Here is a 22,176-nt window from a genome sequence, read left to right on the forward strand (position 1 = left end):
GATGGCAAAAGTCGCGAAGAGCAAGAAGCCGGCGCTGCGGAAGACGCAGCCCTTGGTCCAGGGCTATGGCAGCGAGCCTGGCTTTCCGATTTCGCTCGCGATGCGGGCCGGCGATTTCGTGTTCACATCGGCGCAAGGCGATCACGGGTTCAATCCGGCCGATGTGGTCTATGACAAGAATGGCCTTGTCGTCAGCGACGGCAACAGCTTGCCGCCGCGCAGCATGGCGGATGAGACGCGCGCCACCTTGCGCAACATCGAAGCGAGCCTGAAGGAAGCGGGCTGCACGCTGGCCGACGTCGTCGATGCCTCGGTATGGCTGCGCGACCCGCGCGACTTCGCCGAGATGAACCGCGCCTATGGCGAGTTCTTCACCAAAAACCAGCCGACGCGATCGATTTTCCGCATCGATTTCATGTTCGACTGCCGCGTCGAGATCAAGGTCACGGCATACAAGCCGCTCACGGCACGGAAACGAAGAGCGACTCACCGATAGCGGGATGTCGCATCGCCGGCAGCAGCCCTTCGATCGCTGCCCCGATGGCGAGCGCCAGGTCGTCCGCTTTCCAGGGCGTCACGATCTGTAGTCCGCCCGGCAGGGTTTGGTCGGTGAGGCCTGAGGGGATGCTGAGGGCAGGCAGGCCCACCAGATTGTAGACGCCGCTGAACATGATCTCGCCGACGCCGCTTTCGCCGCCGATCGGCGGATCTTCGGCCGGCGCGACCCAGGGCACCGAGGGCGAGAGGATCGCATCGACGCTCTCGAAGGCTTGTTGGAACGCGCCGCGCAGCCGCGCTTGCACGGCCAACGCGTCGAGATAGTCGACAGCCGTGACGTGGAAACCCGCTTCGAGCTGGTCGCGGGTAATCGCCGAGAAGCCATGCCCTTCCTGGCGTAGCAAGTCGCGGTGAAGCTGGCTCGCTTCCGGCTCGATGATCTTTGCCACAGCATCATTGGCGGATTTGAGCTCCACTATTTCGAGGGGCCGCACATGAGCCCCCGCTTTCCCGAGAAGGGCGATGGTCTGATCGAACAAGGCCTGGATCGGCGCTTCCATGAAACGCTCGGCACCCGGATGACGCAGGATCCCGATGCGCAAGCCCCTTATGGCGACAGACGGCAGGTCGTGCCGCATGCCGGTCATGGCCGACAGCATCAGGGCCGCATCGGCGCAGGATCGTGCAATGGGCCCGGCGTGATCGAGCGACGGTGACAGCGCCTTGACGCCGTCGAGACTGACCAGGCCAAAGCTCGGCTTGAGGCCTACGACACCGCAATAGGCGGCGGGAATGCGGATCGATCCGCCGGTGTCGGTGCCGACCGCGGCGAAGCTCAAGCCCGAGGCGACGGCAGCGGCCGATCCGCCGCTCGATCCACCCGATGTGCGCTTCACGTCCCAGGGGTTGTTGGTCTGGCCGAAATCCGGATGCACGGCGCCATAGGCATATTCGAGCAGGTTGGTCTTGCCGAGGATGACGGCGCCCGCCTCTTTCAGCCTGCGCACCAGCACGGCATCGGATTCTCCTTGTCGCGGACTCCCGGCGCGCGAGGCGAAAGTGGTCGGGACATCCGCCATCTCGACCAGGTCCTTGACCGCGACCGGCACCCCATGCAGGGGGCCGCGATCGCGCCCGGCCTTCAGCTCGCGGCCCGCCGCTTCCGCCGCGGCGTGGCTTTCTTCGGCGAGAACGGTAATGAAGCTGTTGAGGGCCGGATCGAGCCTGGCGATCCGGTCCAAAGATTGCTGCGTCACCGCGACGGGAGACAAGGACCCGTCGCGGTAACGGGCGCCGAGCGTAGCGATCGAAGAAAAGAGCAGATTATCATCGACCATGAGCCGGCGCCCTTCCCGGTCACGGTTCGATATGAGCGCGCAGGAACACATTGTTGCCCAGAGGAATCTGCACGAAGTCCTTGACGGGCTTGCGCAGCGCCACGGCGAGCGGCGATTGATAAAGGAAGACGATGGGTGCGGCCTTCACATATATTTCCTGGATCTGCTTGTACAGGTCGGCGCGCCTGGCCTTGTCGGCTTCCTTCTGGCTCTGGGTGAAGAGATCCTGGATGGTCGGATCATTATAGCCGCTGTGCTGCGATTCCGTCGTCGGATAATAAGCGAAATAGGACGTGATCTCGCTCGGATCGATGATGTCGTCGGTCCAGTAGCCGGTCTGGATCTGGAAGTCGGCGTCATTATAGCGCGCCACCATGGTGGCATTGTCGGCCTGCTCGATCGTCAAGGTGACGCCCAAGGCCGACCACATCTGCTGGATGGTGGAGAGCGTGGCCGAATCGTCAGCGCTGCCGGCGAGCGCCATGGCGGTCACCGAGAAGCCGCCGTCGCGGCCCGCTTCCTTGAGCAGCGCCTTGGCCTTATCGAGGTTGAATTCGTAAGCCGGCACCGGTCCATGGAACAAAGGCGTCGAGGACGACATGAAGGAGCGCATCGGGCTGCCGACATCGAAGGTCACGAGCTTGATGAAGGCGGTCTTGTCCACCGCATAATTGAGAGCCTGGCGCACTTTTTCATCGGCCAGCGGATTGTCGCTGCCGTTCTTGAGCTTGGGTCGGATATTGAGGGTGAGATAGGTCACCTTGGTCGAGGGGAACAACTCCATATTGAGGGCCGGATCCGCCTTGAGCTCGGCGACGCGGGCGTAAGGGATGAATTCGGCAGCGTCGACCTCGCCCGCCTGCAGCTTCAGGATGCGGGTCGCGTCGTCGGGAATGACCTCGAACTTGACCTCATCGAGATAGGGCAGGGGCTTGCCGTCGTCGCCCGCCTGCCAATAATTGGGATTGCGCTTCAGCACCATTTCCGTGCCGCGCTCCCAGCGCTCGAGCACGAAGGGGCCCGAGCCGATCGGATGCTCGGCGAAGGCCTTCGCCTTGTCCTCTTCCGTGGCCCCCGGCGCCGCCTCGAACAGTTTCTTGGGCATAATGGCGCTGTTGAAGATGGCGAGCGCGGCGGTGATCACCGGATCAGGATGCTTGAGCCGCAAGGTCACCGTGTCGGTACCCTCCACCGCGATCGACTCGATGGATTCGAGCAGGAAGTTCCAGGTGCCGTTCTTGGGGTTGCGCGCCCGGTCGAGCGACCATTTGACGTCATCGACGGTGAGCGGCGATCCGTCGGCGAATTTGACGCCGGACCGGAGTTTGAGCGTCAGCGACAATCCGTCATCGGAGGTCTTGTATTCGCTGGCAAGGCCGGGCTCGATCGACTTGCCGTCGACGCTCGGCTGCAGCAGCGTGTCATAGAGATTGGTGAGGATCCAGATGTCGACATTGCGCTGGTTGAGCACCGGATCGAGGAACAGCGAATCGGCGTTGCGCGCGAAGGTGAGCGTGCCGCCGCGATTGGCGGCATCGGCCGTCGTGATGCTGACGAGGGCGAACAACAGGACGGCAAGAATGCGATATGCGAACTTCATGGCGTATCTCCCTGTTTGATGCTTGGTTGTTTTTTAAGTCATGCACGTTCCGCGCCGAGGAGCTCCCAATAGCGCAGCCACGCCCTGACCCCTTCATCGAGGCGCGAGAGCCGGAAGAATTCATTGGGGGCGTGGTAATCCTCGTCCGCCGTCGAAAAGGAGAAGAAGATCGTTTCGGCGCCGAGCGCCTCGCGGAAGATGAGGCCGATCGGGATGGTGGCGCCCATCCTGACGCGCAAAGCGGGCTTGCCATAGATCTCCTGGAGCGCCCGCTCGGCGATGGCGAGGCCCGGATGGTCGCCCGGCACCTCATAGGCCTTGGAGCCGTGGCCGTCGGCACGAATGTCGAGCGCAACACCCGCGGGGCAGTTGCGCTGCAAGTGGCGGGAAATGAGTCTGACGATCGTCTGAGGCTCTTGATCCGGCACCAGCCGGCAAGTGATCTTGGCGGAGGCAGAGCGCGCGATGACCGTCTTGCCGCCGGGGCCCTGATAGCCGCCCCACAGGCCGTTAACGTCGAGCGTCGGCCTAAGCCACTGCCGCTCCAGCAGGCAATAGCCTTTCTCGCCGACACCCTCGCGGGCGCCGATCGAGCGCAGATAGCGCTCCTCGTCGAAGGGCAAGGCGCCGATCATCCGGCGCGCCGCGTCATCGGCGGGTTTCACCGCGTCATAGAAGCCTTCGACCGCGATACGGTTGTCGGCATCGTGCAAGGAGGCGACCAGAGCGGCAATCGCATGCAGCGGATTGGCGATGCCGCCGCCGTGACGGCCGGAATGCAGGTCCTTGGCCGCACCCGTCACGGTGAATTCGAGCGCCGCAAGGCCGCGATTGGCGACGGTGATGGACGGCTCGTCCGGCCGCCACATGGCGCCGTCGGCGGAGAGCACGAGATCCGCGCCAAGCTCCCCCGCATGCATCTTGATGAAGGCTTCGAGATTGGGGCTGCCGCACTCCTCTTCGCCCTCGATCACGAATTTGAGATTGACCGGCAAGCGCCCGGAGCCATGCAAGCAGGCTTCGGCCGCCTTGATGGCAATGAGCAGCGGGCCCTTGTCGTCGGAGACGCCGCGCCCATAGATGCGTCCATCGCGCAACTGCGGCTCGAAGGGCGGAGACTTCCAGCTTTCCACCGGATCGGGCGGCTGGACGTCATAATGGCCATAGACGAGGACGGTCGGGGCACTCTCGGCCCTGAGCCACTGCGCCGTGACGATCGGATGGCCGGGAGTCTGGTGGACGATGACCGCGTCGAGACCGGCGCGCTTCAGGCGCTCCGCGAGCCAATCGGCCGCTTCGGTGACATGGGATGCATAAGCGGGATCGGTGCTGACGCTCGGAATGCCGGCGAAAGCGATGAGCTCGTCGACGATTTCAGGTCTCGTCATTCACTTGCCCCCGTCGACGCTCAGCACCTGGCCGGTGATCCAGCCGGCGAAATCGGAGGCGAAGAACATCACAGCATGGGCGATGTCGTCGGGCGCGCCCAGGCGCTTGAGCGCGATCGACTCGACGAGCCGGCGCTGGCCCTCTTCGCCATAGGACTGCCATTGCTTCTCGGTCGTGGGATTGGAGCGCACGAAACCCGGCGCCACATTGTTGACGGTGATCCCCCAGGGGCCAAGCTCATGGGCGAGTTGGCGCGTCAGCCCGATCTGCGCCGCCTTGGCCGAGGCATAGGCCTGGATGCCGGTGAGGCTGATCTCCAGGCCGGCGCGGCTCGAGATGTTGATGATGCGCCCGAAGCGCGCCTGCTTCATGCCGGGCGCCACCGCCTGGATGCAATAGAAGGCGCCCGTCACATTGGCATCGAAGATGCTGTGCCAGTCGGATTCGGATATCTCCTCGAGCGGCCTTCCCACCTGGCCGCGCACGCCGCCGGCATTATTGACGAGGATGTCGACCGCGCGGCCCTTTGCCGCCTCGGCGATGAGGTCCCCTACCGCCGCGCGGTCGGCGATGTCGAGGGTGCGGGTCTCGCAGGCGCCCTTGCACAGGCTTTTGGTCTCGCTGAGGCCTCGTGCGTTGAGATCACAGGCCCAGACATGCGCCCCGCGCTCGGCAAAGGCGAGGCTGATGGCGCGGCCGAAACCATGTCCGGCGCCCGTCACCACCACTGTTTTCCCGGAGAAATCGATCTTCATGTCGACGCTCTTGCATTGGGCAGAAGTTTCGCAAGCTCATCGAGATTTTCCGAAGCAAGCGGCCGCGCCCCGTCCTCGATCTCGACGATGAGCGCGATGGTGCGCCGGGTGAGCGGCGCCATCAGGCCGCGGCTGCGGGCGGCGGCGACCACCGGTTCGAGCTGCGGCCGGACCTCGGTCTTGCGCTTTCTCACCGCGAGATCGCGCCATATGCCGCTATGCGTCTTGGCGGATTTCCGGTTATGCGCGACGAGCGCGTCGAGCGAGGCTTCGGCCTCGCGCTTGCCCGCCATGAAGGCTTTGGGATCGAATCCGTCGAAAGGTTCGAGCGTGATCTTGTTGGCGAGTGCGATATCGATCACCTCGCGGGTCAGCGCGATGAGGACCGGCCGGTACCGGGGGTTGGCAAGGCAGTCGGCGATCGAGTCGTTGGTGAGCGCGGTGGCGAAGAGGAGCGCGCCGTAAGCGAGCTTGCTCCACAGGAAGCCCCAGATATTCGCGGTGAGCACCGCGCGCTCATCGAATATGTGCAGCAGCCGCTGGACATCGCGGGTGCGGGGACGGCTCTCGCCGTCGAGCTCGCCCGTGACCACCGCGCCGCGGCCGCCATAATGGACGACGCCGGGCGACATATAGTCGGCGCCGAAATTGACGAATGCGCCAACGGTGCGTTCAGCGCCGATGCGGGCCGCGATCACTTGCTCATTGAGGCCGTTCTGCAGCGAGACCACCGCGCCATCCTCGGTGAGGAAGGGGGCGAGGCTGTCGGCCGCGGCAGCGGTATCTTGCGCCTTCACACACAGGAAGATGAGGCCGAAGCGGCCGGAGAGCTCCTCCGGCAAGGCGGCCTTGGCGGTGACGCGGAACTCCCTGATCGGCCCGGTGATCGCGAGCCCTTGATTGTTGATCGCCTTGACGTGTGCTGCGCTCTTGTCGACGAAGAGCACCGGCAGGCCCGCCTCGCGCAAAAAGGCGCCGACCGTGCCGCCAATGGCGCCGGCACCCCAGAAGAGGATGGGATCGCCGCTCATCACCAATTGTGCTCGATCAGAGCGCGGGTTTCGGCGACGGCGACCGCCCACAGTGCATGCATCTCCTCGTCGGGGCGTTCGTAATAGCCGCCGAGACTGCCGTCGCCGAGCAGCTTGCGGATATCCTTGGCATTGACGCCGCTCATCCGATCGAGATCGATCATCGGCTTCTGCTGGGTCGGAGCCTTGACACCGTCGAGGCGGGTCCAGGGGAAATTCTCCATCCATGAGGCGTGCGAGGCGGCGGGATCGATCTCCTTCACCTTGGCCAGCGTCTTGGGCGCGTTCCACCAGTTATGGAACTTGACTCGGATTCCGGCGCGATGCGTCACCCATTGCTCCGCCAAGGCTTTCACCGGCGAATTGCCGCCATGGCCATTGACGATCAGGATGCGCTTGAAGCCGTGTTCGGCGAGGCATTCCAATATGTCCTCGGCGATATGCAGCAGGGTTTCGACGCGCAAGGAGACGGTGCCGGGATAGGCGCGGAAATAGGGGGTGATCCCGTAATTCACCGGCGGGAACACTGGCACGCGCAAGGGCTCGGCGGCATCTGTCGCCACGCGTTCGGCGAGAATGCCGTCGACCAGCAAGCTCAATTGCGCATGCTGCTCGGTCGAGCCGATCGGCACGACGCAGCGATCGTCGCGCTTCAGATAGTCTTCCACCTGCATCCAGTTCATGTCTTTAATTTTCATGGGATCTCCTCAGATCGGGCATGGGGGGTGCCGGCGTTATGGGCAAGTCGCCGCGAATGGCTTCGAGCATCGGCAACAGCACCTGGTCGATCTCGATCGGATCGGGCGTGTGCCGGTATTCGAAATGAGAGCTGCTCGGCCTGATGAGGCCGATGGCCTTCTCGGAGCCTGTCGCATGGACGACGACATCGGCGCGGCTGAGCGTTTCCGCGAGATCCGGGCTTTCGAGCACGGTCGCCTTGATGTGATGGACATGCGGCGCGAAGCGCTGCACGCCGGCTTTCATGATCGGCAGGAATTCAGGGAAAGTCGAGACGATTGCGACATGCGCCAAGGGATCGATGCCGGCGAGAAGGGTGCGGGTGCGCTCGGAAGGGATATAGTTGATGCCGAGCACGCGCTGCTTGCCGCCGAGGATCTCCGCCACATCCGCCTTGCGGTTGGCCAAAGTGAGGACGAGATCGGCATTGACGGCGCGCTGGCGCAGGAGATCGTTGGTCAATATCGCGTTGAGCGTCGTCGTGTGGATGACATCGCCGTCCGGCAGCTTCGCCTGGATATCGGCGCCATAGGCTTTGGTGGCTTCCTCGAAGAGGCCGACAAAGACGAGGCGCAGACCCTGCGTGGCGGCACCGCGCCGGTTGATGCGCGCATTGACGAGCGCCACGAGCTCCGGCGCCGTGAGGCCCGCGGCGGCGGCGTCATGCAGCAACTGGTCGATGCGCAATTGCAGATCGAGGATCGCGGGCCTTACCTGCTGGGGGATCGATTTGCTGACGAAGGTGCCGTGGCCCTGCTTGGTCTCGAGCAGGCCTGCGGCCTTCAGCTCCTTATAGACCTGGCTCACCGTCATGGGCGCGATATTGAGCTGGCTCGCCATCGCCCTGACCGGCGGCAGCTGCAAGCCGGCCGGCAGCTGACCGCACACGATGCCATATTCGATGACGCCCCGAAGCTGAACACCCAAGGGGACGGGGAGCTCGGGATCGATGTTGAAGGGCATCACGGCGGGTTGGCTCTCAGACAGATGTTCTATTACGTTAGAACAATAGCTTGCCGACGAGCAAGAAGAGAATTGCCTGCGCTATCGTAACGGAAGCCTTCTTTCTCACACATTTGAAAGAAATAGGGAAAATCAGGGTCTGGTTGAGCTTGCTTGACTCGCCCGTTCACTTCGTGATGTCATAGTCAATTAGAACAATAATACTCATTCAGGGAGAACGCTCATGGCTCGCTGGTTTCGGGTGCTTTTGGCTTGCGGTTTGCTGCTGTTGCTTGGCCAGGCGGCGCAAGCCGCCACGCGCGGCGGCACAATGACCTATGCGCGATATGCGGACTCGTTGTTCCTGGACCCGGTGCTCAACGACGCCAATGTCGACATCTGGATCCTCACCAACCTCTATGACACGCTGCTGCAGCCCTCGCCCGACGGCAAAGGCGTCGTGCCGGGCCTCGCCGCCGACTATCAGGTATCGGCCGACGGCCTGACCCTCACCTTGAAATTGCGGCCCGGCATCAAATTCTCCGACGGCGCGCCGATCACGCCGGAAGACGTCAAATGGTCGCTCGACCGCGCCCGCAATCCCAAGAACGGCATCTGGAATTTCACCCTGGTGTCGCTCGACAGCATCGAGACGAAGGGCGCCGATACGGTCGTCCTGCATCTCAAGCATCCCGATCCGACGCTCGCCGCAGCACTCGCCACCTTCAACAGCGCGATCCTGCCGCAGAAGCCTTTCGAGGCCTCGCCCGGTGCGACCGATGAGGAGAAAGCCAAGGTCTTCGCCGAGCATCCGATCGGATCGGGACCTTTCATGTTCGAAAGCTGGCAGCGCGGCACCGAGCTCGTCATCGCCCGCAACCCGCATTACTGGCAAATGGGTGAGGACGGCAAGGCTTTGCCCTATCTCGACAAGGTGCGCTTCCCCGTCATTCCCGATGACGCGACGCGGATCCTCAAGCTGCAGGCGGGCGAGGTCGATGGCGCCGAGTTCATTCCCTATGCGCGGGTCGGCGAGCTGAGGAACGATCCCAATCTCGACATGATCCTGTTTCCGTCCACGCGCGTGACCTTGCTCGGCATGAACATCCGCCCGACGCTCAAGAACGGCGCCAAGAACGTCCTCGCCGATGTGAAGGTGCGCCAGGCTCTCAATTATGCCGTCGACAAGAGCGCCCTCATCAAGATCGTGACCTTCGATGTCGGCGCTCCCACCGTGTCCTTCATGTCCTCGGCGACGCCCATGGTCTTGGACAATGGCCCGGCCTATCCCTATGACGTGGAGAAGGCCAAGGCCTTGCTCCAGGAGGCGGGCATTGCGCCCGGGACCGAACTCTCCACGATCCAGCTGGCGGGCAGCGCCGATGAGACGGCAATCCTCTCCACCATCCAGCAGATGTGGGGGCAGGTCGGCATCAAGCTCAATATCGAGCAGCTCGACAATGCCACGCGCACCGCGCGCTATCGCGACGCCGATTTCCAGATGCGGGTTTCGCCCTGGACCGACGACATCAATGATCCGAGCGAGATCACGTCCTATTTTGCCTATTACCCCCTTATCCAATCCCTGCATGGCGGTTTCGAGGACAAGCGGATCAACGAGCTTTTCGAAAAGTCGCAGCAGGAAATGGACAAGGAGAAGCGTGCCGGCATGTACAAAGAGATCCAGGAAATCTACATGCAGGCGGCGCCGATCATCTTCCTTTATCAGTCAGGCTATCCGGTTGCCTTGCGCAAGAATGTGAAGGGCTTTGTGCAGATCCCGCTTGGCAACAACATCTTTTCGGGTGCTTACTTGGAAAAGTGACCGCCGGTCGGCTGTAACCGAGCCCTGCCGTGATCACGCCTTCGCCGGCTGACCCGAGAGCCCGGGTGAAAGCATGAATCTGAACTATGTAGTGATCAGGCTGATGCAGGTCGTGCCGACCTTCTTCCTGATCATGATCATCGTCTTTATCCTGGTGCGCTTGCTGCCAGGCGACCCGACGAGCGCCGTGCTCGGCATTCATGCCACCGATGAGGCGGTGACCCGCATCAATACCGAGCTCGGCCTCAACCGCCCGCTGCCGGTGCAATTCGCCATCTTCCTCGAGCATTTCTTCCGTGGCGACCTCGGCTCTTCCATCATCCTCAAAGTGCCGGTCCTGGATCTCGTCCTGCAGCGCCTGCCGGTGACCTTGTTCCTGACCGCGCTCGCCGCGATCATGGCGGTCATCCTGGCGGTGCCGATGGCGCTCATCGGCGCGGTCAGGCGCGATTCAGCCCTCGACAACCTCATTCGCGCCGGCTTCCAGGTCGGGCTCTCCATGCCGGTCTTCTATATCGGCATCGTGCTTTTGACTTTCCTCGCGGCGCGCTTCCGCTGGTTCCCGGTCGGCGGCTTCGGCCACGGCTTCTTCGACAATATCTATCATCTCTTCCTGCCGGCCATGACGCTGGCGCTCAGCCTGTCGGCCGTGCTGATGCGCAATCTGCGCAACAGCATCATCGAGGTCCTCGATGCCGAATATGTCGATTTCGCCCGCGCCAAGGGCTTGCGCCGCCGCTTCCTGCTCGGCCGCCATGTGCTGCGCAATGCGCTCATCCCGACCGTTGTGCTGTTCGGCCTGAATATCGGCACGCTGGTGAGCGGCGCCGTCATCACCGAGTCGGTCTTCGCCATTCCCGGAATCGGCAGGCTGCTCATCGATTCCATCTATGGCCGCGACTATCCGGTGATCCAGGGCCTGACCCTGGTCCTCGCCTTGCTCGTGTCGCTGGTGTTCCTGATCACCGACCTCGTCCAGGCGGCGCTCGATCCAAGGGTCGGTCGGCAATGACGGCGGCAGTATTTTCTTCCGTCCTGCTGGTGCGTCCGCGCTGGACGCTGGTCGCCGGCGCGACCTTGATGGCGCTCCTGATCGTGATGGCCTGCGTGCCCTGGGTCTTCGCGCCCTATGATCCGATCGCCTTCGACTATGGCGCGATCATGCAGCCGCCAAGTGCCGCGCATCCTTTCGGCACCGACAATTTCGGCCGCGACGTGCTGTCGCGCGTGATCTGGGCCACGCGCGTCGACATGCAGATCGCGATCTTCTCGACCATTTTCCCGCTCGTCTTCGGCACCTTCGTCGGCACCTTGACCGGCTATTACGGCGGCTGGCTCGACACGATCTTCGGCCGCCTCGTCGATGTGGCGATCACCTTTCCCTTCCTGGTGATCGTGATCGCCATCGTCTCGGTCCTGGGGCCAGGCCTCTTCAACATGTATATCGCGGTCAGCGCCGTCGGCTGGGTGTTCTATGCGCAACTGGCGCGCGCCGAGATCATGGTGCAGAAGCACAGCGACTATGCCGCCGCCGCGCGCGTCCTGGGCTATACCGAGCCGCGTCTCATCTTCCGCCATCTCCTGCCCAATGCGGTGACGCCCATCATCGTCTACTGGATGACCGACATGGCGCTCGACATCCTTTTGGGTTCGAGTCTCGGCTATCTGGGCCTCGGCGCCCAGCCGCCGACGGCCGAATGGGGCGTCATCATCGCCGACGGCAAGAATTTCATGAGCACCGCCTGGTGGATATCGGTGTTTCCCGGCATCGCCATCGTGATCGCCGGGCTCGCTTTCAGCCTCCTCGGCGACGGGCTCGCCGATCTGTTCCGGAGGCAGCGCTGATGGATGTCATCACCGGCATGCCGGAGCCTCTGCTTTCGGTGCGGGACCTGCGGGTCTCTTTCGGATTGCCGCGCCAGGAACTGACCGCGGTGGACGGCGTCGATTTCGACGTGCTGCCGGGCGAGGTGCTGGGGCTCGCGGGCGAATCGGGCTCGGGCAAAAGCCTGACGCTGCGCTCGATCCTGAGGCTGGTGAAGGCGCCGGGGCGCATCAAAGGGCAGGTGTTCTGGCGCGGGCGGGACATTCTCGGCATGCCGGATCACGAATTGCGCCGCGTCCGGGGTGGGGAGATCGCGATGATCTTCCAGGAACCGATGTCGGCGCTCAATCCGGTGCTCGGCGTCGGCACGCAGATCCGCGAGAATCTCGAGGAGCACACCCATCTCGACGCCAAGGGGCGCCAGGCGCGGGCGGTCGAACTCCTCGATCTCGTCGGAATCCCGGCCGCCAGATCGCGCATCGACGATTATCCGCACCAGTTCTCGGGCGGCATGCGGCAAAGGGCGATGATCGCGATTGCGCTCGCCTCATCGCCCCGGCTGCTGCTGGCGGACGAGCCCACCACCGCGCTCGACGTCACCATACAGGACCAGATCCTCAAGCTGATCTTGCGCCTGCGCGACGATCTCAAGATGAGCGTGGTGCTGGTGACGCATGATCTGGGCGTCATCGCCCAGACCTGCGACCGGCTGGCCGTCATGTATGCGGGCCGCGTAGTGGAGACGGGACCGGTGACGACGATCTTCAGGGAGCCGCATCATGCCTATACGCTGGGCTTGCTCAATTCCGTGCCGCGCGGTGGCGGCCTGCGCCAGCCGCTGTCGTCTATCGCGGGGCAGCCGCCATCGCTGACGAGCCGGCCGGCAGGCTGCGCCTTCGCGCCGCGCTGCCCCTTCGTGATCGAGGAATGCCGTAAAGCGCCGCCGCCCTTGCTGCGCATTGCGCCCAGGCACGAAACGGCCTGCCTGCGCCACCAGGAGGTCGCGCGTCGATGAGCGCCTCCGCGCCAGCCGATCCCGTCATGCGCGTCGAAAGCCTCGCCATGAAATTCGAGCTGCCACAGGCGCTGCTCGACCGGCTGGCCAGCCGGCCACACCGCATCGTCCATGCCCTGAACGGCGTCAGCTTCGCGCTGATGCGCGGCGAGACGCTGGGCATCGTCGGTGAATCGGGCTGCGGCAAGTCCACATTGGCGCGCTGTCTCGTTCGACTTCTCGCCCCGACCGGGGGCACCATCACCTATGGCGGCCGCGATGTCCTCAAGCTCGAAGGGGCCGAGCGCCGTGACTATAACCGCCGCGTCCAGATGGTGTTCCAGGACCCTTACGGCTCGCTCAATCCGCGCATGACCGCCCGTCAGATGCTGTCGGAGGCGATCCGGTTCCATGAGCTGAGGCAGGGCAAGGCCGTTGGCGAAAGGGTCGATGAGCTCTTGGGGCTGGTGCGGCTGCCGCTCGATGCCGCCGATCGCTACCCGCATGAATTCTCCGGCGGCCAGCGGCAAAGGATCGGCATAGCGCGGGCGCTGGCGGTCGAGCCCGAGTTCCTCATCGCCGATGAGCTCGTCTCGGCGCTCGACGTATCGGTGCAGGCGCAGATCATCAACCTGCTTCTCGAATTGCAGCAGCGCCTCAAGCTGACCATCCTGTTCATCGCCCATGATCTGCGCCTCATCCGGCATATTTCCCATCGCGTCGCCGTCATGTATCTGGGCTCGATCGTCGAGCTGGGCGAGACCGAAAGGCTGTTCGGCGCGCCCGGCCACCCCTATACCGAAGCCTTGCTCAAGGCCGCACCGGAGCTCGATCCGGCGCGCCGTTCGGTGGTCGATGCGGTGCGCGGCGAATTGCCGAGCCCCTTGGCCATTCCCAGAGGCTGCCCGTTCCATCCGCGCTGCGCCTATGTCATGGACCGCTGCCGCTCGGAAGTGCCGGCGCTCGAGACGCATCAGGGCAACCATGCCGTCGCCTGTCATTTGCATGATGCAGGCGTGGCGCTCGACGGCCGGCGCGATCTGCGTCAGTTCAAGGCCTGAGCCTAAAGCCCGAGAATGAAGTCGGCGCAGCGGTCGGCGATCATGATGGTCGGGTCTCGGTCAGCTCTTCCAGGATGACGAGGAGCTGCTCGAGCCGGTCCTTGCCGAATTCCTGCTCCAGCGCATCATAGACCACATTGATCTGAGGCATCATGCTGGTGATCATCTCATGCGCCTTGGGTGTCGCATCAAGGATGAGGCGGCGGCCGTCGTCATCGTCCTTGCGCCGGATGATGAGCTTGCGCTGCGCCAGCGCTCGGATGATGCGGGTCAGGCTGGGCTTCATGATGCAGCAGCGCCGTGCAACCTCGGTCGCGTCGAGCGGGCCTGATTCACCGAGTACGCGGATGACCCGCCATTGCTGCTCGCTGACATCATGCGCGGCAAGCAGGGGACGGAAGCGCGCCATTACGGCTTCACGGGCACGAAGGAAGGCCATGGGCAGCGACTGGCGGATGGGCGGCAGCGTGTCGGCTTTGGGCCGCTCGGCCAGTTTCGATGAACCGATCATGCACACTTATCCCGCAATTCCCCGTGGCAGGCAATTCGACCCTGGCCGGCACGCCGGTCCGGGAATCGAAACTCAAGGCACAGCCGATCCTGGCGCCGTGACCTCTGCCACTGGCGCGGCAGCTGTGCCAGAATGTTCCTGGCAGGGGTTGCAATGCAATTTGCGGAACTTCACGGTCTCGTCATTCACTACCGCTGGTCGGATAAGGGTCGCGGCAAGCCGGTGCTGGTGTTTGCCAACTCCGTCGGGACCGATCTCAGAATATGGGATGCGGTTGCCGACCTCTTGGGCGACAGCGCCTCGATCCTCGCCTATGACAAGCGCGGCCATGGGCTGACCGAGCTCGGCTCGCCGCCCTATGGCATTGCCGATCATGTGCAAGACCTTGCCGGGCTCATCGATCACCTCAGGATCGGAAAGGCGGTCATTTGCGGCCTTTCCGTCGGTGGATTGATCGCGCAGGGCCTGGCTGAGGCGCGTCCAGACCTGGTGCGAGGGCTCATTCTCTGTTGCACGGCAACCAGGATCGGCACGGCCGATCTGTGGAACGAGCGCATCCGCCTGGTGGAGAAAGACGGGCTTGCCGCGATTGCCGAGGGTACCATGACGCGTTGGTTCACCCCCGCTTTCCGCACCGCGGACAATCCGCTCCTTGCGGGAGCGCGCACCATGCTGCTGCGCCAGGAAGCGCGGGGCTATGCCGGCACCTGTGCTGCGCTGCGCGATGCCGATCTGACCGCGGCCGCCGGCCGGATCGCCGTCCCCACGCTGTGCATCGCCGGCGACGGCGACGGCTCGACCCCGCCGGATCTCGTCAAATCCATGGCGGAGCGCATCAAGGGAAGCGATTTCACCGTGATCGAGAGCTGTGCCCACTTGCCATGTCTGGAGCAGCCGGGAAGACTGGCGCAATTGATCACGTCCTTCATCGGAAAGGTAGGCGCTCATGGCTGAGGCCAAGACACGGTACGAGCAAGGCATGGCGATGCGCCGGCGCGTTCTGGGCGAGGCGCATGTGGACCGCGCCGAGGCGAACAAGACCTCGCTCGATGAACCCTTCCAGGCGCTCATCACCGAAGCCGCCTGGGGCCATGTCTGGTCGCGCCCGCAACTGAGTTTGCGCGAGCGCTCGCTCATCACCATCGCGCTGCTCGCGGCGCTGGGCCATGACGAGGAAGTGGCGATGCATGTCCGGGCCGCTTCGAATACCGGCGCCTCGGCTTCCGACATCATGGAGGCGCTGCTTCATGTGGCGCTCTATGCCGGCGTCCCGGCGGCCAATCGCGCGATCAAGATCGCCAAGCGGGAACTGTCCGCGCCAGGGAGCACGGCATGACCAGCACCTCCGGCGGACGCGATTGGATGGCCCATCCGCCCTTGCTCTACCCGGCCTATCGCTCGACGGTCCTGCGGGCGCCGGCGAAGCCGCTCGTTCCCTTGAAACAGGCTCTGAGCAAGCGAAGCCTTGCCGTTTATGGCCATGGCGGCATTGGTCCCGACGATCATGACCTGACGCGCAATGCCAGGCGCAGCGGCGAGCCTTTGGGCGAACGCATCATCGTCTCGGGCCGCGTTCTCGATGAGCGCGGCCGTCCGATCCCGCAAGTGCTGATCGAGCTCTGGCAGGCCAATGCCGCCGGCCGCTATATCCACAAGACCGACCAGCATCAGGCTCCTCTCGACCCCAATTTCTTCGGCGGCGGGCGCTGTGTCACGGATACGGAAGGGCGCTACCGCTTCCTGACCGTCAGGCCCGGCGCCTATCCCTGGGGCAATCACGCCAATGCCTGGCGGCCGAGCCACATCCATTTCTCCTTGCTCGGTTCCTCCATCGTCTCGCGCCTCGTCACCCAGATGTATTTTCCGGGCGATCCGCTCGTTGCCCATGACCCGATCTTCCAGGGGACGCCGGAGAAAGCGCGCGAGCGCCTGATCTCGCGTTTCTCTCTCGCCGTGACCGAAGAGGGCTTCGCGCTCGGCTATGATTTCGACATCGTGCTGCGCGGCTCCGCCGAAACCCCGTTCGAGGGCCGCTGACATGAAGCGCTATCAGACACCATCGCAGACCGTCGGGCCATTCTTCGCCTATGTCCTGACGCCCGAGCAATATCGCTATCCCTTCAAGCAGCTCCTCCCTGGCCGCATCGACGGCAAAGGAAAGAGGATCACCATCACGGGGCAGGTGTTCGATGGAAAGGGAGTAGCGATCACCGACGCCCTGGTGGAGCTGTGGCAAGAGGAAGGGATTGCGCGGCAGGGCACGGGCACGACGCCCGATGCCTCCTTCCGCTTCGAGACGGTGAAGCCGTCCAGGCCCTATATCGACGTCATCGTCTTCATGCGTGGCCTTCTCTCGCATCTCTATACGCGGCTTTATTTCGACGATGAGGCCAAAGTGAACCAGGACGATGAGGTCCTGGCTTCCATCGCCGAGGAGCGGCGCGACACGCTCTTGGCCCGACATCAGGGCGGCGGCCATTATCGCTTCGACATCCGCATGCAGGGAGCGCACGAAACCGTGTTTTTCGACCTGTGACCCAGGCGCTGCATGAGGCGCTGTGGCGGGATGAGGAGATTTCCCGGTTGTTTTCGGCCGAGGCCGAGCTCGCCGCCATGCTCGACTATGAGGTAGCGCTCGCCAAGGCCCAGGCCGAGAGCGGGCTAATCACGCCCGACGCCGCATCGGCCATTTGCCGGCTGCGCGCCAGCTTCATCGTGGATCGGGACAAGCTCCTCTCCGGCATAAAGCGCGACGGCATGGCGGTCCCCGAGCTCGTCCGCCAGTTGCGTGACGCCCTGCCCGAGAGCCACCGCGATGCGCTGCATCTGCGTTCCACCAGCCAGGATGTCATCGACACCGCGCTGACGCTCAGGCTCAAGCCTGTCCTCGCGCTCTACGAGAAACGCCTCAACAATATTCTCGCGGCGATCGATCGCCTGGACGGCGAATATGGCGCGCTCACCCAGATGGGCCGAACGCGGATGCAGCGGGCATTGCCGGTTCGTGTTTCGGACCGGCTCGCGACCTGGCGGACACCTCTCAAGCGCCATCTCGACCGGCTCGCAGTCCTCGCGCCGCATCTGCTCGTGCTGCAGACGGGGGGCCCCGTCGGCATCGACCGTGGCCCCTGGGTCGCGGCCCTGGGGCGCGAGCTGGACCTCGGTGTTGCGCCGGAAGGCTGGCAGACCGCGCGCGACAATCTGGCGGAATTCGCCTCCTGGCTGTCGCTGGTCTCGGGCACGCTGGGGAAGATCGGCCAGGACATTGCGCTCATGGCGCAGAATGAGATCGGCGAAGTCAAAATAGAAGGAGCCGGGACATCATCGGCCATGCATCACAAGCAGAATCCGGTTCAGGCGGAATTGCTGGTGGCCATGGCGCGCTTCAACGCGACACAAGTTTCGGGCATCCATCACGCTCTCATCCATGAGCAGGAGCGCTCGGGTGCGGCCTGGGCGCTCGAATGGATGATCCTTCCCGGCATGATCGAGACAACGGCGGCCGCTCTCGCCATGACAACCGATCTGCTTGGAAGAATACGCTTTCAGGCGGGAAAGTGAACCACTGTCGAATTGAGCCGGAGAGGATCATGATCAGTTTTGCGGGCAAATCCGTCCTGGTGACGGGGGCGAGCTCCGGCATAGGCGAAGCGATTGCTCGCCGCTTTGCCGGCCTTGGCGCGAACCTGCTCTTGACTGCGCGTCGCAATCTGTCGCCCGCCGATATTGCCGCGCGCTATCCCGCGGCGGGAGGTGCGGTGCACTATCTCTCCGCCGATGTCACCCATAAGGAAGCGGCCGACCGCCTCGTTGCGCATGCGGTCGAGCTGTTCGGGGGCCTCGACGTCCTCGTCAACAATGCCGGCATCCTGTTTCGCGGCACGGCGATGGAATGCACCGATGCGGAATGGACCGCGACATTGGAGACGAATGTGACGTCGGTCTTCCGCCTGTCGCGCGCGGCATTGCGCGTCATGACGGCGAAGAAATCGGGCGCCATCGTCAATATTGCGTCGGACTGGGGCCTGGTCGGCGCGCGCGGCGCCGCGGCCTATGGCGCGAGCAAGGGCGCGGTGGTCCAGCTCACCCGCTCGATGGCGCTCGATCACGCTGCTGAGGGGATCAGGATCAATGCCGTCTGTCCGGGTGACACGGATACGCGGATGCTGGATGGAGCCATGTCCGGATTGCCGCGCGCAGAACTGCTCCGGACGCTTGGCGAAGCGATCCCTCTCGGCCGCGTCGGCCGGCCGGCCGAAGTCGCCGATGCCGTCTGCTTCCTTGCCTCCGATCAATCGTCCTTCATCACGGGTGTGATGCTCGCGGTCGATGGCGGCAACAGCGCCGGCTGAACTGGCCTTACTTAGTTGTCGTTCGCCGCGTTGCGATCGACGAATTTGTGGAAGCGGCTAAGCTTCCCATCAGACGTTTTGTCCTGATGAAGGAACGCAAGTTCTTCACCGTCGAATTTGCGGAAGAACTCATCCCAGGCGACGCCTTTCAGGCTTTCGTCCTTGGGATCGAAATCCAGCCGCAATATGCCCGCCTTGCTATCACTGGACGTGGCCTTCACGGTTGCGGGATGTCCGCCACGCTGCTCGGCCCAGCGGCGAATCTCGGCATGATCGGTCGTGACCTTGGCTTGGCTCATGATTTACCTCCGATTTTGCTCGTGACGACAACCGGCAGTCTGCCGGAACGTTCCTACGTTCATGTTATTGCGGGTCATCCGGCATGCGGCGGGAGAAGCGGTTCTCCAGCCAGGCGACGCCGACAAGCAGGATGAGAACGAAAGCGAGGCCGACGGCGACGATATGCCAAGCGGCAAGCGCGCAGGCGATGCCCAGCGCGGCGGTGACCCAGACGGTTGCCGCGGTCGTCAAGCCTTCCACGTGATGTGCATGCGGATCGCGCAAGATCACGCCGGCGCCGATGAAGCTGATGCCGGCCATGATCCCCTGGATGATGCCCTGAACCACGCGGCTCAGCGCGTCGGGATGGGCGGCCAAATCGCGGAATTCGATCCCAGCCAGGGATACGACGGCCGCGCCGAGCGCGACCAACCCGAGCGTGCGCATGCCCATCGGCTTGTTCATCAGATCGCGATTGATGCCGACGATCATGCCCACCGCGGCTGCGCTACCCAGCCGCAGAATCGTCTCGACGAGTTGTGTATCCACGGCGCCTCGCGCGTATCATCCGAGGAACCATGAACGTTTCGCCGCGGGATATTGTTCCCGCCGCGGCATCAGGCAGCGATGCGCCGCGCCGCGTGGCGCCCTTCTCCGATTTCCTGGACGATCTTGTCGATGAAGGCGGGAATATCCTTGGGCGATCGGCTGGTGATGATGCCGTCGTCGGTGACGACCTCCTGATCCGACCATTGGGCCCCGGCATTCTCGATATCCTTGCGGATCGACCAGAAGCAGGTCATGCGGCGGCCCTTGGCGACACCGGCATCGGCCAGAAGCCACGGCCCGTGGCAGATCGCGGCCACGATCTTTCCGTCCTTGGTGAAACGCTGGACGGCTTCGATGGCCTTGGGCTCGAGACGCAGCTTGTCCGGATTCATGACGCCTCCGGGCACGATGAGAGCGTCATAGGATTGTGGATCGATATCATCGAGACTCCTGTCGACCGGCACGCTGTCGCCCCAGTCCGCCTTGGCGCTCTCGCCGCGCCATCCTCGGATCTCGCTGCGCTCGCGGGTCTTGTCCGGGGCGGCGATTTCGACCACGGCACCTTTCTCGCGCAGCTTCTGCAGCGGCACCAGGAGCTCCGATTGCTCGAATCCGTCGGTCGCGATGATGAGGATTCTGGCCTTCCGAATATCGGTCATGCGGCTTCTCCTTTCCAACAAGTCGGCTTGCCTTCCGGCAACGGCGTCCGGTCTCGATTGTTTCAAGGAAGCTGCCGCGAGATGGTGAATTTCACATGGGCGCCGAGATTTCCTTCAATGCGATTGGCAGCTTGCGACGGGCATCTCCGCTGCCTAGAATGACGTGAGGGACGGCATCTTTGGTCGGCTATGTCGGCGTCAGGAGAAAGACATGGGAATTTTCGATGGCATCAGAGATGCAATCTTCGGCAAGGCAAATGCAGCGCCTGCCCAGCCGACCACCCGTCCGTCGACGACGGCAACTCCGCAAGCACCGGCATCGACGACGGCTTCTGCTGAAGCCCCGGCCGCGCCAAGCCCGCAAGCGACCGTCGATGTGTCCGCCGTCTTGGAAAAGGCCGTTGCGGGCAAGAAGCAGAAGCTCAACTGGCGCAAGTCCATCGTCGACCTGATGAAGGCGCTTGATCTCGACAGCGGGCTCGAGGCCCGCAAGAGGCTCGCCAAGGAGCTCAACTATACGGGCGATACCAAGGACAGCGCCAAGATGAATGTCTGGCTGCACAAGGCCTTGATGAAGAAGCTTGCCGAAAACGGCGGCAAGGTGCCCGCCGACCTGCTCGACTGATCGGCAGGGTCAACGCCCGGTTTCCTAGTCGCTACCAATCCACCACAGTGCCGTCGCCGATCGTGGCGTGCTTGGTGTGAATGACTTCTTGCGCAAAGGGGTGCTTTGCCGCGACCTTTTCGTTGACCTCGACGCCGAGGCCGGGTGCCTGCGGAATCTGCCAAGCGCCGTCGACCATCCTGATCGGCGTATCGGCGACCTCGGAATACCAGGGCACCGATCCCGTCATTTCTTCCTGGATCACGAAATTCGGCGTGGCGATGTCGAAATGCAAGGCGGCGACACCGGCGAGCGGCCCGAGCGGATTGTGGGGCGCGATGCCGATGCCGGCGGTTTCGGCTGCGGCGGCGATCTTGCGGGATTCGGCGAGCCCGCCGGTATGGGCGATATCGGGCTGCGCGATATGAATGGCGTTGAGCCGGAACAGGGGCTCGAATTCGCTGCGCCCGATAAGACGCTCTCCGGTTGCGATGGCGACGGGCGAGGCGGCGGTGACGGCTTTCATCAACTCCGGATTGCCGGGCGGCACGGGCTCTTCGACGAAGAGCGGCCGCCCCGGGGCAAGGGCGCGAATGTAATCGAGGGCCGCCGCCGCCGAGGCCGGACGGCCATGGAAGTCGATCATGATCTCGACGTCATCACCGACGGCCTTGCGCAGGGTCTCCATGAGCCTGGCGACGTGGTCGACGGCGCGCAACGGCGCGGTGTAGTGCGTATAGGGGATGAAGACGACCTTGAGCGCGCGGTAACCCTTCTCGACGACCTCCATCGCGCGATCGACAAGCTCGTTCGGCTGCATGGTTTCATAGACGGCGCGCATGTCGCCGAGGCCGAGATGGGTATAGACGGGTACCCGCTCGCGCGTCTTGCCGCCGAGCAGCCGCCATACCGGCACCCCCAGATCCTTGCCGAGAATGTCCCACAGCGCGACCTCGATGCCGGAGATCGCGGAGGCCCCGATGACGCCCATGCGCCAGAAGCCTTGCTTGTTCATCATGCGATAGGCTTGTTCGATGTCACGCGGGTCGTGTCCGATGAGGAGCGGGGCCAGATCCTCGACCGCGCCGACGACGGCGCGCGTCTTCCATTCGAGCGTCGCCTCGCCCCAGCCATGGAGACCGGCCTGGTCCGTCTCCACTTTCACGAAGACCCAGTTCCTCATCTCGGCATTCACGACGATGGTCTTGATGGATGTGATTTTCATGA

At 63.7% G+C, this 22,176-nt stretch carries 25 protein-coding genes; 13 read left to right on the forward strand and 12 right to left on the reverse strand.

Translation table 11 applies throughout. The features are described from left to right. Nucleotide 1 precedes the first annotated feature (1 nt). On the forward strand, nucleotides 2-496 hold the full coding sequence (locus tag DS839_RS31005) for a RidA family protein (protein ID WP_119274413.1): 495 nt from the start codon (nucleotides 2-4) through the stop codon (nucleotides 494-496). Here the strand turns inward: DS839_RS31005 and DS839_RS31010 are convergent. The 7 genes from DS839_RS31010 to DS839_RS31040 are packed head-to-tail and all read right to left on the reverse strand — an operon-like array spanning nucleotide 462 to nucleotide 8,311. After that, a complete protein-coding gene (locus DS839_RS31010; RefSeq protein WP_119274414.1) occupies nucleotides 462-1,835 on the reverse strand; it encodes an amidase in 1,374 nt (457 codons plus the stop codon). The two genes, DS839_RS31005 and DS839_RS31010, sit on opposite strands and share 35 nt — an antisense overlap. Before the next feature lie 19 nt (nucleotides 1,836-1,854). Further along, entirely contained in the window at nucleotides 1,855-3,435 is a 1,581-nt protein-coding gene (locus DS839_RS31015; RefSeq protein ID WP_119274415.1) for an ABC transporter substrate-binding protein, read from the reverse strand. Between the two features lie 38 nt (nucleotides 3,436-3,473). Continuing rightward, a complete protein-coding gene (locus tag DS839_RS31020; RefSeq protein ID WP_119274416.1) occupies nucleotides 3,474-4,823 on the reverse strand; it encodes a dipeptidase in 1,350 nt (449 codons plus the stop codon). Next, nucleotides 4,824-5,579: an SDR family NAD(P)-dependent oxidoreductase gene (locus DS839_RS31025; protein WP_119274417.1), complete on the reverse strand. Its 756-nt coding sequence runs from the start codon at nucleotides 5,577-5,579 to the stop codon at nucleotides 4,824-4,826. Further along, on the reverse strand, nucleotides 5,576-6,610 hold the full coding sequence (locus DS839_RS31030; protein WP_119274418.1) for a ketopantoate reductase family protein: 1,035 nt from the start codon (nucleotides 6,608-6,610) through the stop codon (nucleotides 5,576-5,578). Before DS839_RS31030 ends, DS839_RS31025 begins: the two co-directional genes overlap by 4 nt. Further along, nucleotides 6,610-7,308 carry a creatininase family protein gene (locus tag DS839_RS31035; protein WP_119274419.1) on the reverse strand — a complete coding sequence of 233 codons (699 nt, stop codon included), beginning with the start codon at nucleotides 7,306-7,308 and terminating at the stop codon, nucleotides 6,610-6,612. The genes DS839_RS31030 and DS839_RS31035 overlap by 1 nt, the downstream gene beginning before the upstream one ends. Further along, complete coding sequence (locus DS839_RS31040; protein WP_119274420.1) at nucleotides 7,298-8,311, reverse strand: GntR family transcriptional regulator; 1,014 nt, start codon at nucleotides 8,309-8,311, stop codon at nucleotides 7,298-7,300. The genes DS839_RS31035 and DS839_RS31040 overlap by 11 nt, the downstream gene beginning before the upstream one ends. A 223-nt stretch (nucleotides 8,312-8,534) precedes the next feature. Here DS839_RS31040 and DS839_RS31045 point away from each other — a divergent pair, with 223 nt between their 5' ends. The 5 genes from DS839_RS31045 (at nucleotide 8,535) to DS839_RS31065 (ending at nucleotide 13,995) form a co-directional block, all read left to right on the forward strand. Next, nucleotides 8,535-10,115: an ABC transporter substrate-binding protein gene (locus DS839_RS31045; protein WP_119274421.1), complete on the forward strand. Its 1,581-nt coding sequence runs from the start codon at nucleotides 8,535-8,537 to the stop codon at nucleotides 10,113-10,115. 73 nt (nucleotides 10,116-10,188) lie between these two features. Then, nucleotides 10,189-11,127, forward strand: a complete 939-nt coding sequence (locus tag DS839_RS31050; RefSeq protein WP_119274422.1) for an ABC transporter permease — start codon at nucleotides 10,189-10,191, stop codon at nucleotides 11,125-11,127. Then, nucleotides 11,124-11,960 carry an ABC transporter permease gene (locus DS839_RS31055; protein ID WP_119274423.1) on the forward strand — a complete coding sequence of 279 codons (837 nt, stop codon included), beginning with the start codon at nucleotides 11,124-11,126 and terminating at the stop codon, nucleotides 11,958-11,960. The genes DS839_RS31050 and DS839_RS31055 overlap by 4 nt, the downstream gene beginning before the upstream one ends. Beyond that, nucleotides 11,960-12,955 carry an ABC transporter ATP-binding protein gene (locus DS839_RS31060; RefSeq protein ID WP_162918923.1) on the forward strand — a complete coding sequence of 332 codons (996 nt, stop codon included), beginning with the start codon at nucleotides 11,960-11,962 and terminating at the stop codon, nucleotides 12,953-12,955. The genes DS839_RS31055 and DS839_RS31060 overlap by 1 nt, the downstream gene beginning before the upstream one ends. Further along, nucleotides 12,952-13,995 carry an ABC transporter ATP-binding protein gene (locus DS839_RS31065; protein ID WP_119274424.1) on the forward strand — a complete coding sequence of 348 codons (1,044 nt, stop codon included), beginning with the start codon at nucleotides 12,952-12,954 and terminating at the stop codon, nucleotides 13,993-13,995. The genes DS839_RS31060 and DS839_RS31065 overlap by 4 nt, the downstream gene beginning before the upstream one ends. Before the next feature lie 40 nt (nucleotides 13,996-14,035). Here DS839_RS31065 and hpaR read toward each other — a convergent pair whose 3' ends face one another. After that, entirely contained in the window at nucleotides 14,036-14,506 is a 471-nt protein-coding gene (gene hpaR, locus DS839_RS31070) for a homoprotocatechuate degradation operon regulator HpaR (protein WP_119274425.1), read from the reverse strand. A gap of 153 nt (nucleotides 14,507-14,659) precedes the next feature. Here hpaR and pcaD point away from each other — a divergent pair, with 153 nt between their 5' ends. From pcaD to DS839_RS31100, 6 genes are read left to right on the forward strand one after another with little or no spacing between them, the layout of a single operon-like run. Then, nucleotides 14,660-15,460, forward strand: a complete 801-nt coding sequence (pcaD, locus tag DS839_RS31075) for a 3-oxoadipate enol-lactonase (RefSeq protein ID WP_119274426.1) — start codon at nucleotides 14,660-14,662, stop codon at nucleotides 15,458-15,460. Beyond that, nucleotides 15,453-15,842 (forward strand): 4-carboxymuconolactone decarboxylase, encoded by a 390-nt coding sequence (pcaC, locus tag DS839_RS31080; protein ID WP_119274427.1) that lies wholly within the window; start codon nucleotides 15,453-15,455, stop codon nucleotides 15,840-15,842. The genes pcaD and pcaC overlap by 8 nt, the downstream gene beginning before the upstream one ends. Beyond that, nucleotides 15,839-16,543, forward strand: a complete 705-nt coding sequence (gene pcaH / locus DS839_RS31085; RefSeq protein WP_119274428.1) for a protocatechuate 3,4-dioxygenase subunit beta — start codon at nucleotides 15,839-15,841, stop codon at nucleotides 16,541-16,543. The genes pcaC and pcaH overlap by 4 nt, the downstream gene beginning before the upstream one ends. Before the next feature lies 1 nt (nucleotide 16,544). Then, nucleotides 16,545-17,042, forward strand: coding sequence for a peptidase associated/transthyretin-like domain-containing protein (locus tag DS839_RS31090; RefSeq protein ID WP_119274429.1), 498 nt, complete (start codon nucleotides 16,545-16,547; stop codon nucleotides 17,040-17,042). Beyond that, the gene (locus tag DS839_RS31095) at nucleotides 17,039-18,067 is read left to right on the forward strand and encodes a 3-carboxy-cis,cis-muconate cycloisomerase (protein WP_119274430.1); all 1,029 of its coding nucleotides are present in this window, start codon (nucleotides 17,039-17,041) and stop codon (nucleotides 18,065-18,067) included. The genes DS839_RS31090 and DS839_RS31095 overlap by 4 nt, the downstream gene beginning before the upstream one ends. Nucleotides 18,068-18,096: 29 nt before the next feature. Then, complete coding sequence (locus DS839_RS31100; protein ID WP_119274431.1) at nucleotides 18,097-18,858, forward strand: SDR family NAD(P)-dependent oxidoreductase; 762 nt, start codon at nucleotides 18,097-18,099, stop codon at nucleotides 18,856-18,858. Nucleotides 18,859-18,869: 11 nt separating this feature from the next. On the opposite strand, the gene DS839_RS31105 is transcribed toward DS839_RS31100, so the two are convergent. The 3 genes from DS839_RS31105 to DS839_RS31115 all read right to left on the reverse strand — a co-directional run bounded on the left by DS839_RS31105 (nucleotide 18,870) and on the right by DS839_RS31115 (nucleotide 20,345). Continuing rightward, a complete protein-coding gene (locus DS839_RS31105; protein ID WP_119274432.1) occupies nucleotides 18,870-19,157 on the reverse strand; it encodes a hypothetical protein in 288 nt (95 codons plus the stop codon). 64 nt (nucleotides 19,158-19,221) lie between these two features. Continuing rightward, nucleotides 19,222-19,686 carry an MgtC/SapB family protein gene (locus DS839_RS31110; RefSeq protein ID WP_119274433.1) on the reverse strand — a complete coding sequence of 155 codons (465 nt, stop codon included), beginning with the start codon at nucleotides 19,684-19,686 and terminating at the stop codon, nucleotides 19,222-19,224. A gap of 68 nt (nucleotides 19,687-19,754) precedes the next feature. Beyond that, nucleotides 19,755-20,345: a type 1 glutamine amidotransferase domain-containing protein gene (locus tag DS839_RS31115; protein ID WP_119274434.1), complete on the reverse strand. Its 591-nt coding sequence runs from the start codon at nucleotides 20,343-20,345 to the stop codon at nucleotides 19,755-19,757. Nucleotides 20,346-20,556: 211 nt separating this feature from the next. Between DS839_RS31115 and DS839_RS31120 the strand changes: the two genes are divergently transcribed. Then, on the forward strand, nucleotides 20,557-20,970 hold the full coding sequence (locus DS839_RS31120) for a DUF3597 domain-containing protein (protein WP_119274435.1): 414 nt from the start codon (nucleotides 20,557-20,559) through the stop codon (nucleotides 20,968-20,970). A 31-nt stretch (nucleotides 20,971-21,001) separates the two neighbouring features. Here DS839_RS31120 and dgoD read toward each other — a convergent pair whose 3' ends face one another. Continuing rightward, nucleotides 21,002-22,174 carry a galactonate dehydratase gene (gene dgoD / locus DS839_RS31125; RefSeq protein ID WP_119274474.1) on the reverse strand — a complete coding sequence of 391 codons (1,173 nt, stop codon included), beginning with the start codon at nucleotides 22,172-22,174 and terminating at the stop codon, nucleotides 21,002-21,004. Between the last annotated feature and the right edge of the window lie 2 nt (nucleotides 22,175-22,176).

Source organism: Taklimakanibacter deserti, from assembly GCA_003574785.1.

Bases quoted from the DNA above. Each gene is read 5' to 3' on its own strand.
- DS839_RS31030 (WP_119274418.1), bottom strand. From the start codon at position 6,610: ATGAGCGGCGATCCCATCCTCTTCTGGGGTGCCGGCGCCATTGGCGGC.
- DS839_RS31060 (WP_162918923.1), top strand. From the start codon at position 11,960: ATGGATGTCATCACCGGCATGCCGGAGCCTCTGCTTTCGGTGCGGGAC.
- DS839_RS31035 (WP_119274419.1), bottom strand. From the start codon at position 7,308: ATGAAAATTAAAGACATGAACTGGATGCAGGTGGAAGACTATCTGAAG.
- DS839_RS31025 (WP_119274417.1), bottom strand. From the start codon at position 5,579: ATGAAGATCGATTTCTCCGGGAAAACAGTGGTGGTGACGGGCGCCGGA.
- DS839_RS31005 (WP_119274413.1), top strand. From the start codon at position 2: ATGGCAAAAGTCGCGAAGAGCAAGAAGCCGGCGCTGCGGAAGACGCAG.
- DS839_RS31105 (WP_119274432.1), bottom strand. From the start codon at position 19,157: ATGAGCCAAGCCAAGGTCACGACCGATCATGCCGAGATTCGCCGCTGG.
- DS839_RS31065 (WP_119274424.1), top strand. From the start codon at position 12,952: ATGAGCGCCTCCGCGCCAGCCGATCCCGTCATGCGCGTCGAAAGCCTC.
- DS839_RS31090 (WP_119274429.1), top strand. From the start codon at position 16,545: ATGAAGCGCTATCAGACACCATCGCAGACCGTCGGGCCATTCTTCGCC.
- pcaH (WP_119274428.1), top strand. From the start codon at position 15,839: ATGACCAGCACCTCCGGCGGACGCGATTGGATGGCCCATCCGCCCTTG.
- DS839_RS31040 (WP_119274420.1), bottom strand. From the start codon at position 8,311: ATGCCCTTCAACATCGATCCCGAGCTCCCCGTCCCCTTGGGTGTTCAG.
- DS839_RS31020 (WP_119274416.1), bottom strand. From the start codon at position 4,823: ATGACGAGACCTGAAATCGTCGACGAGCTCATCGCTTTCGCCGGCATT.
- DS839_RS31115 (WP_119274434.1), bottom strand. From the start codon at position 20,345: ATGACCGATATTCGGAAGGCCAGAATCCTCATCATCGCGACCGACGGA.
- dgoD (WP_119274474.1), bottom strand. From the start codon at position 22,174: ATGAAAATCACATCCATCAAGACCATCGTCGTGAATGCCGAGATGAGG.
- hpaR (WP_119274425.1), bottom strand. From the start codon at position 14,506: ATGATCGGTTCATCGAAACTGGCCGAGCGGCCCAAAGCCGACACGCTG.
- DS839_RS31010 (WP_119274414.1), bottom strand. From the start codon at position 1,835: ATGGTCGATGATAATCTGCTCTTTTCTTCGATCGCTACGCTCGGCGCC.
- pcaD (WP_119274426.1), top strand. From the start codon at position 14,660: ATGCAATTTGCGGAACTTCACGGTCTCGTCATTCACTACCGCTGGTCG.
- DS839_RS31045 (WP_119274421.1), top strand. From the start codon at position 8,535: ATGGCTCGCTGGTTTCGGGTGCTTTTGGCTTGCGGTTTGCTGCTGTTG.
- DS839_RS31120 (WP_119274435.1), top strand. From the start codon at position 20,557: ATGGGAATTTTCGATGGCATCAGAGATGCAATCTTCGGCAAGGCAAAT.
- pcaC (WP_119274427.1), top strand. From the start codon at position 15,453: ATGGCTGAGGCCAAGACACGGTACGAGCAAGGCATGGCGATGCGCCGG.
- DS839_RS31055 (WP_119274423.1), top strand. From the start codon at position 11,124: ATGACGGCGGCAGTATTTTCTTCCGTCCTGCTGGTGCGTCCGCGCTGG.
- DS839_RS31100 (WP_119274431.1), top strand. From the start codon at position 18,097: ATGATCAGTTTTGCGGGCAAATCCGTCCTGGTGACGGGGGCGAGCTCC.
- DS839_RS31050 (WP_119274422.1), top strand. From the start codon at position 10,189: ATGAATCTGAACTATGTAGTGATCAGGCTGATGCAGGTCGTGCCGACC.
- DS839_RS31015 (WP_119274415.1), bottom strand. From the start codon at position 3,435: ATGAAGTTCGCATATCGCATTCTTGCCGTCCTGTTGTTCGCCCTCGTC.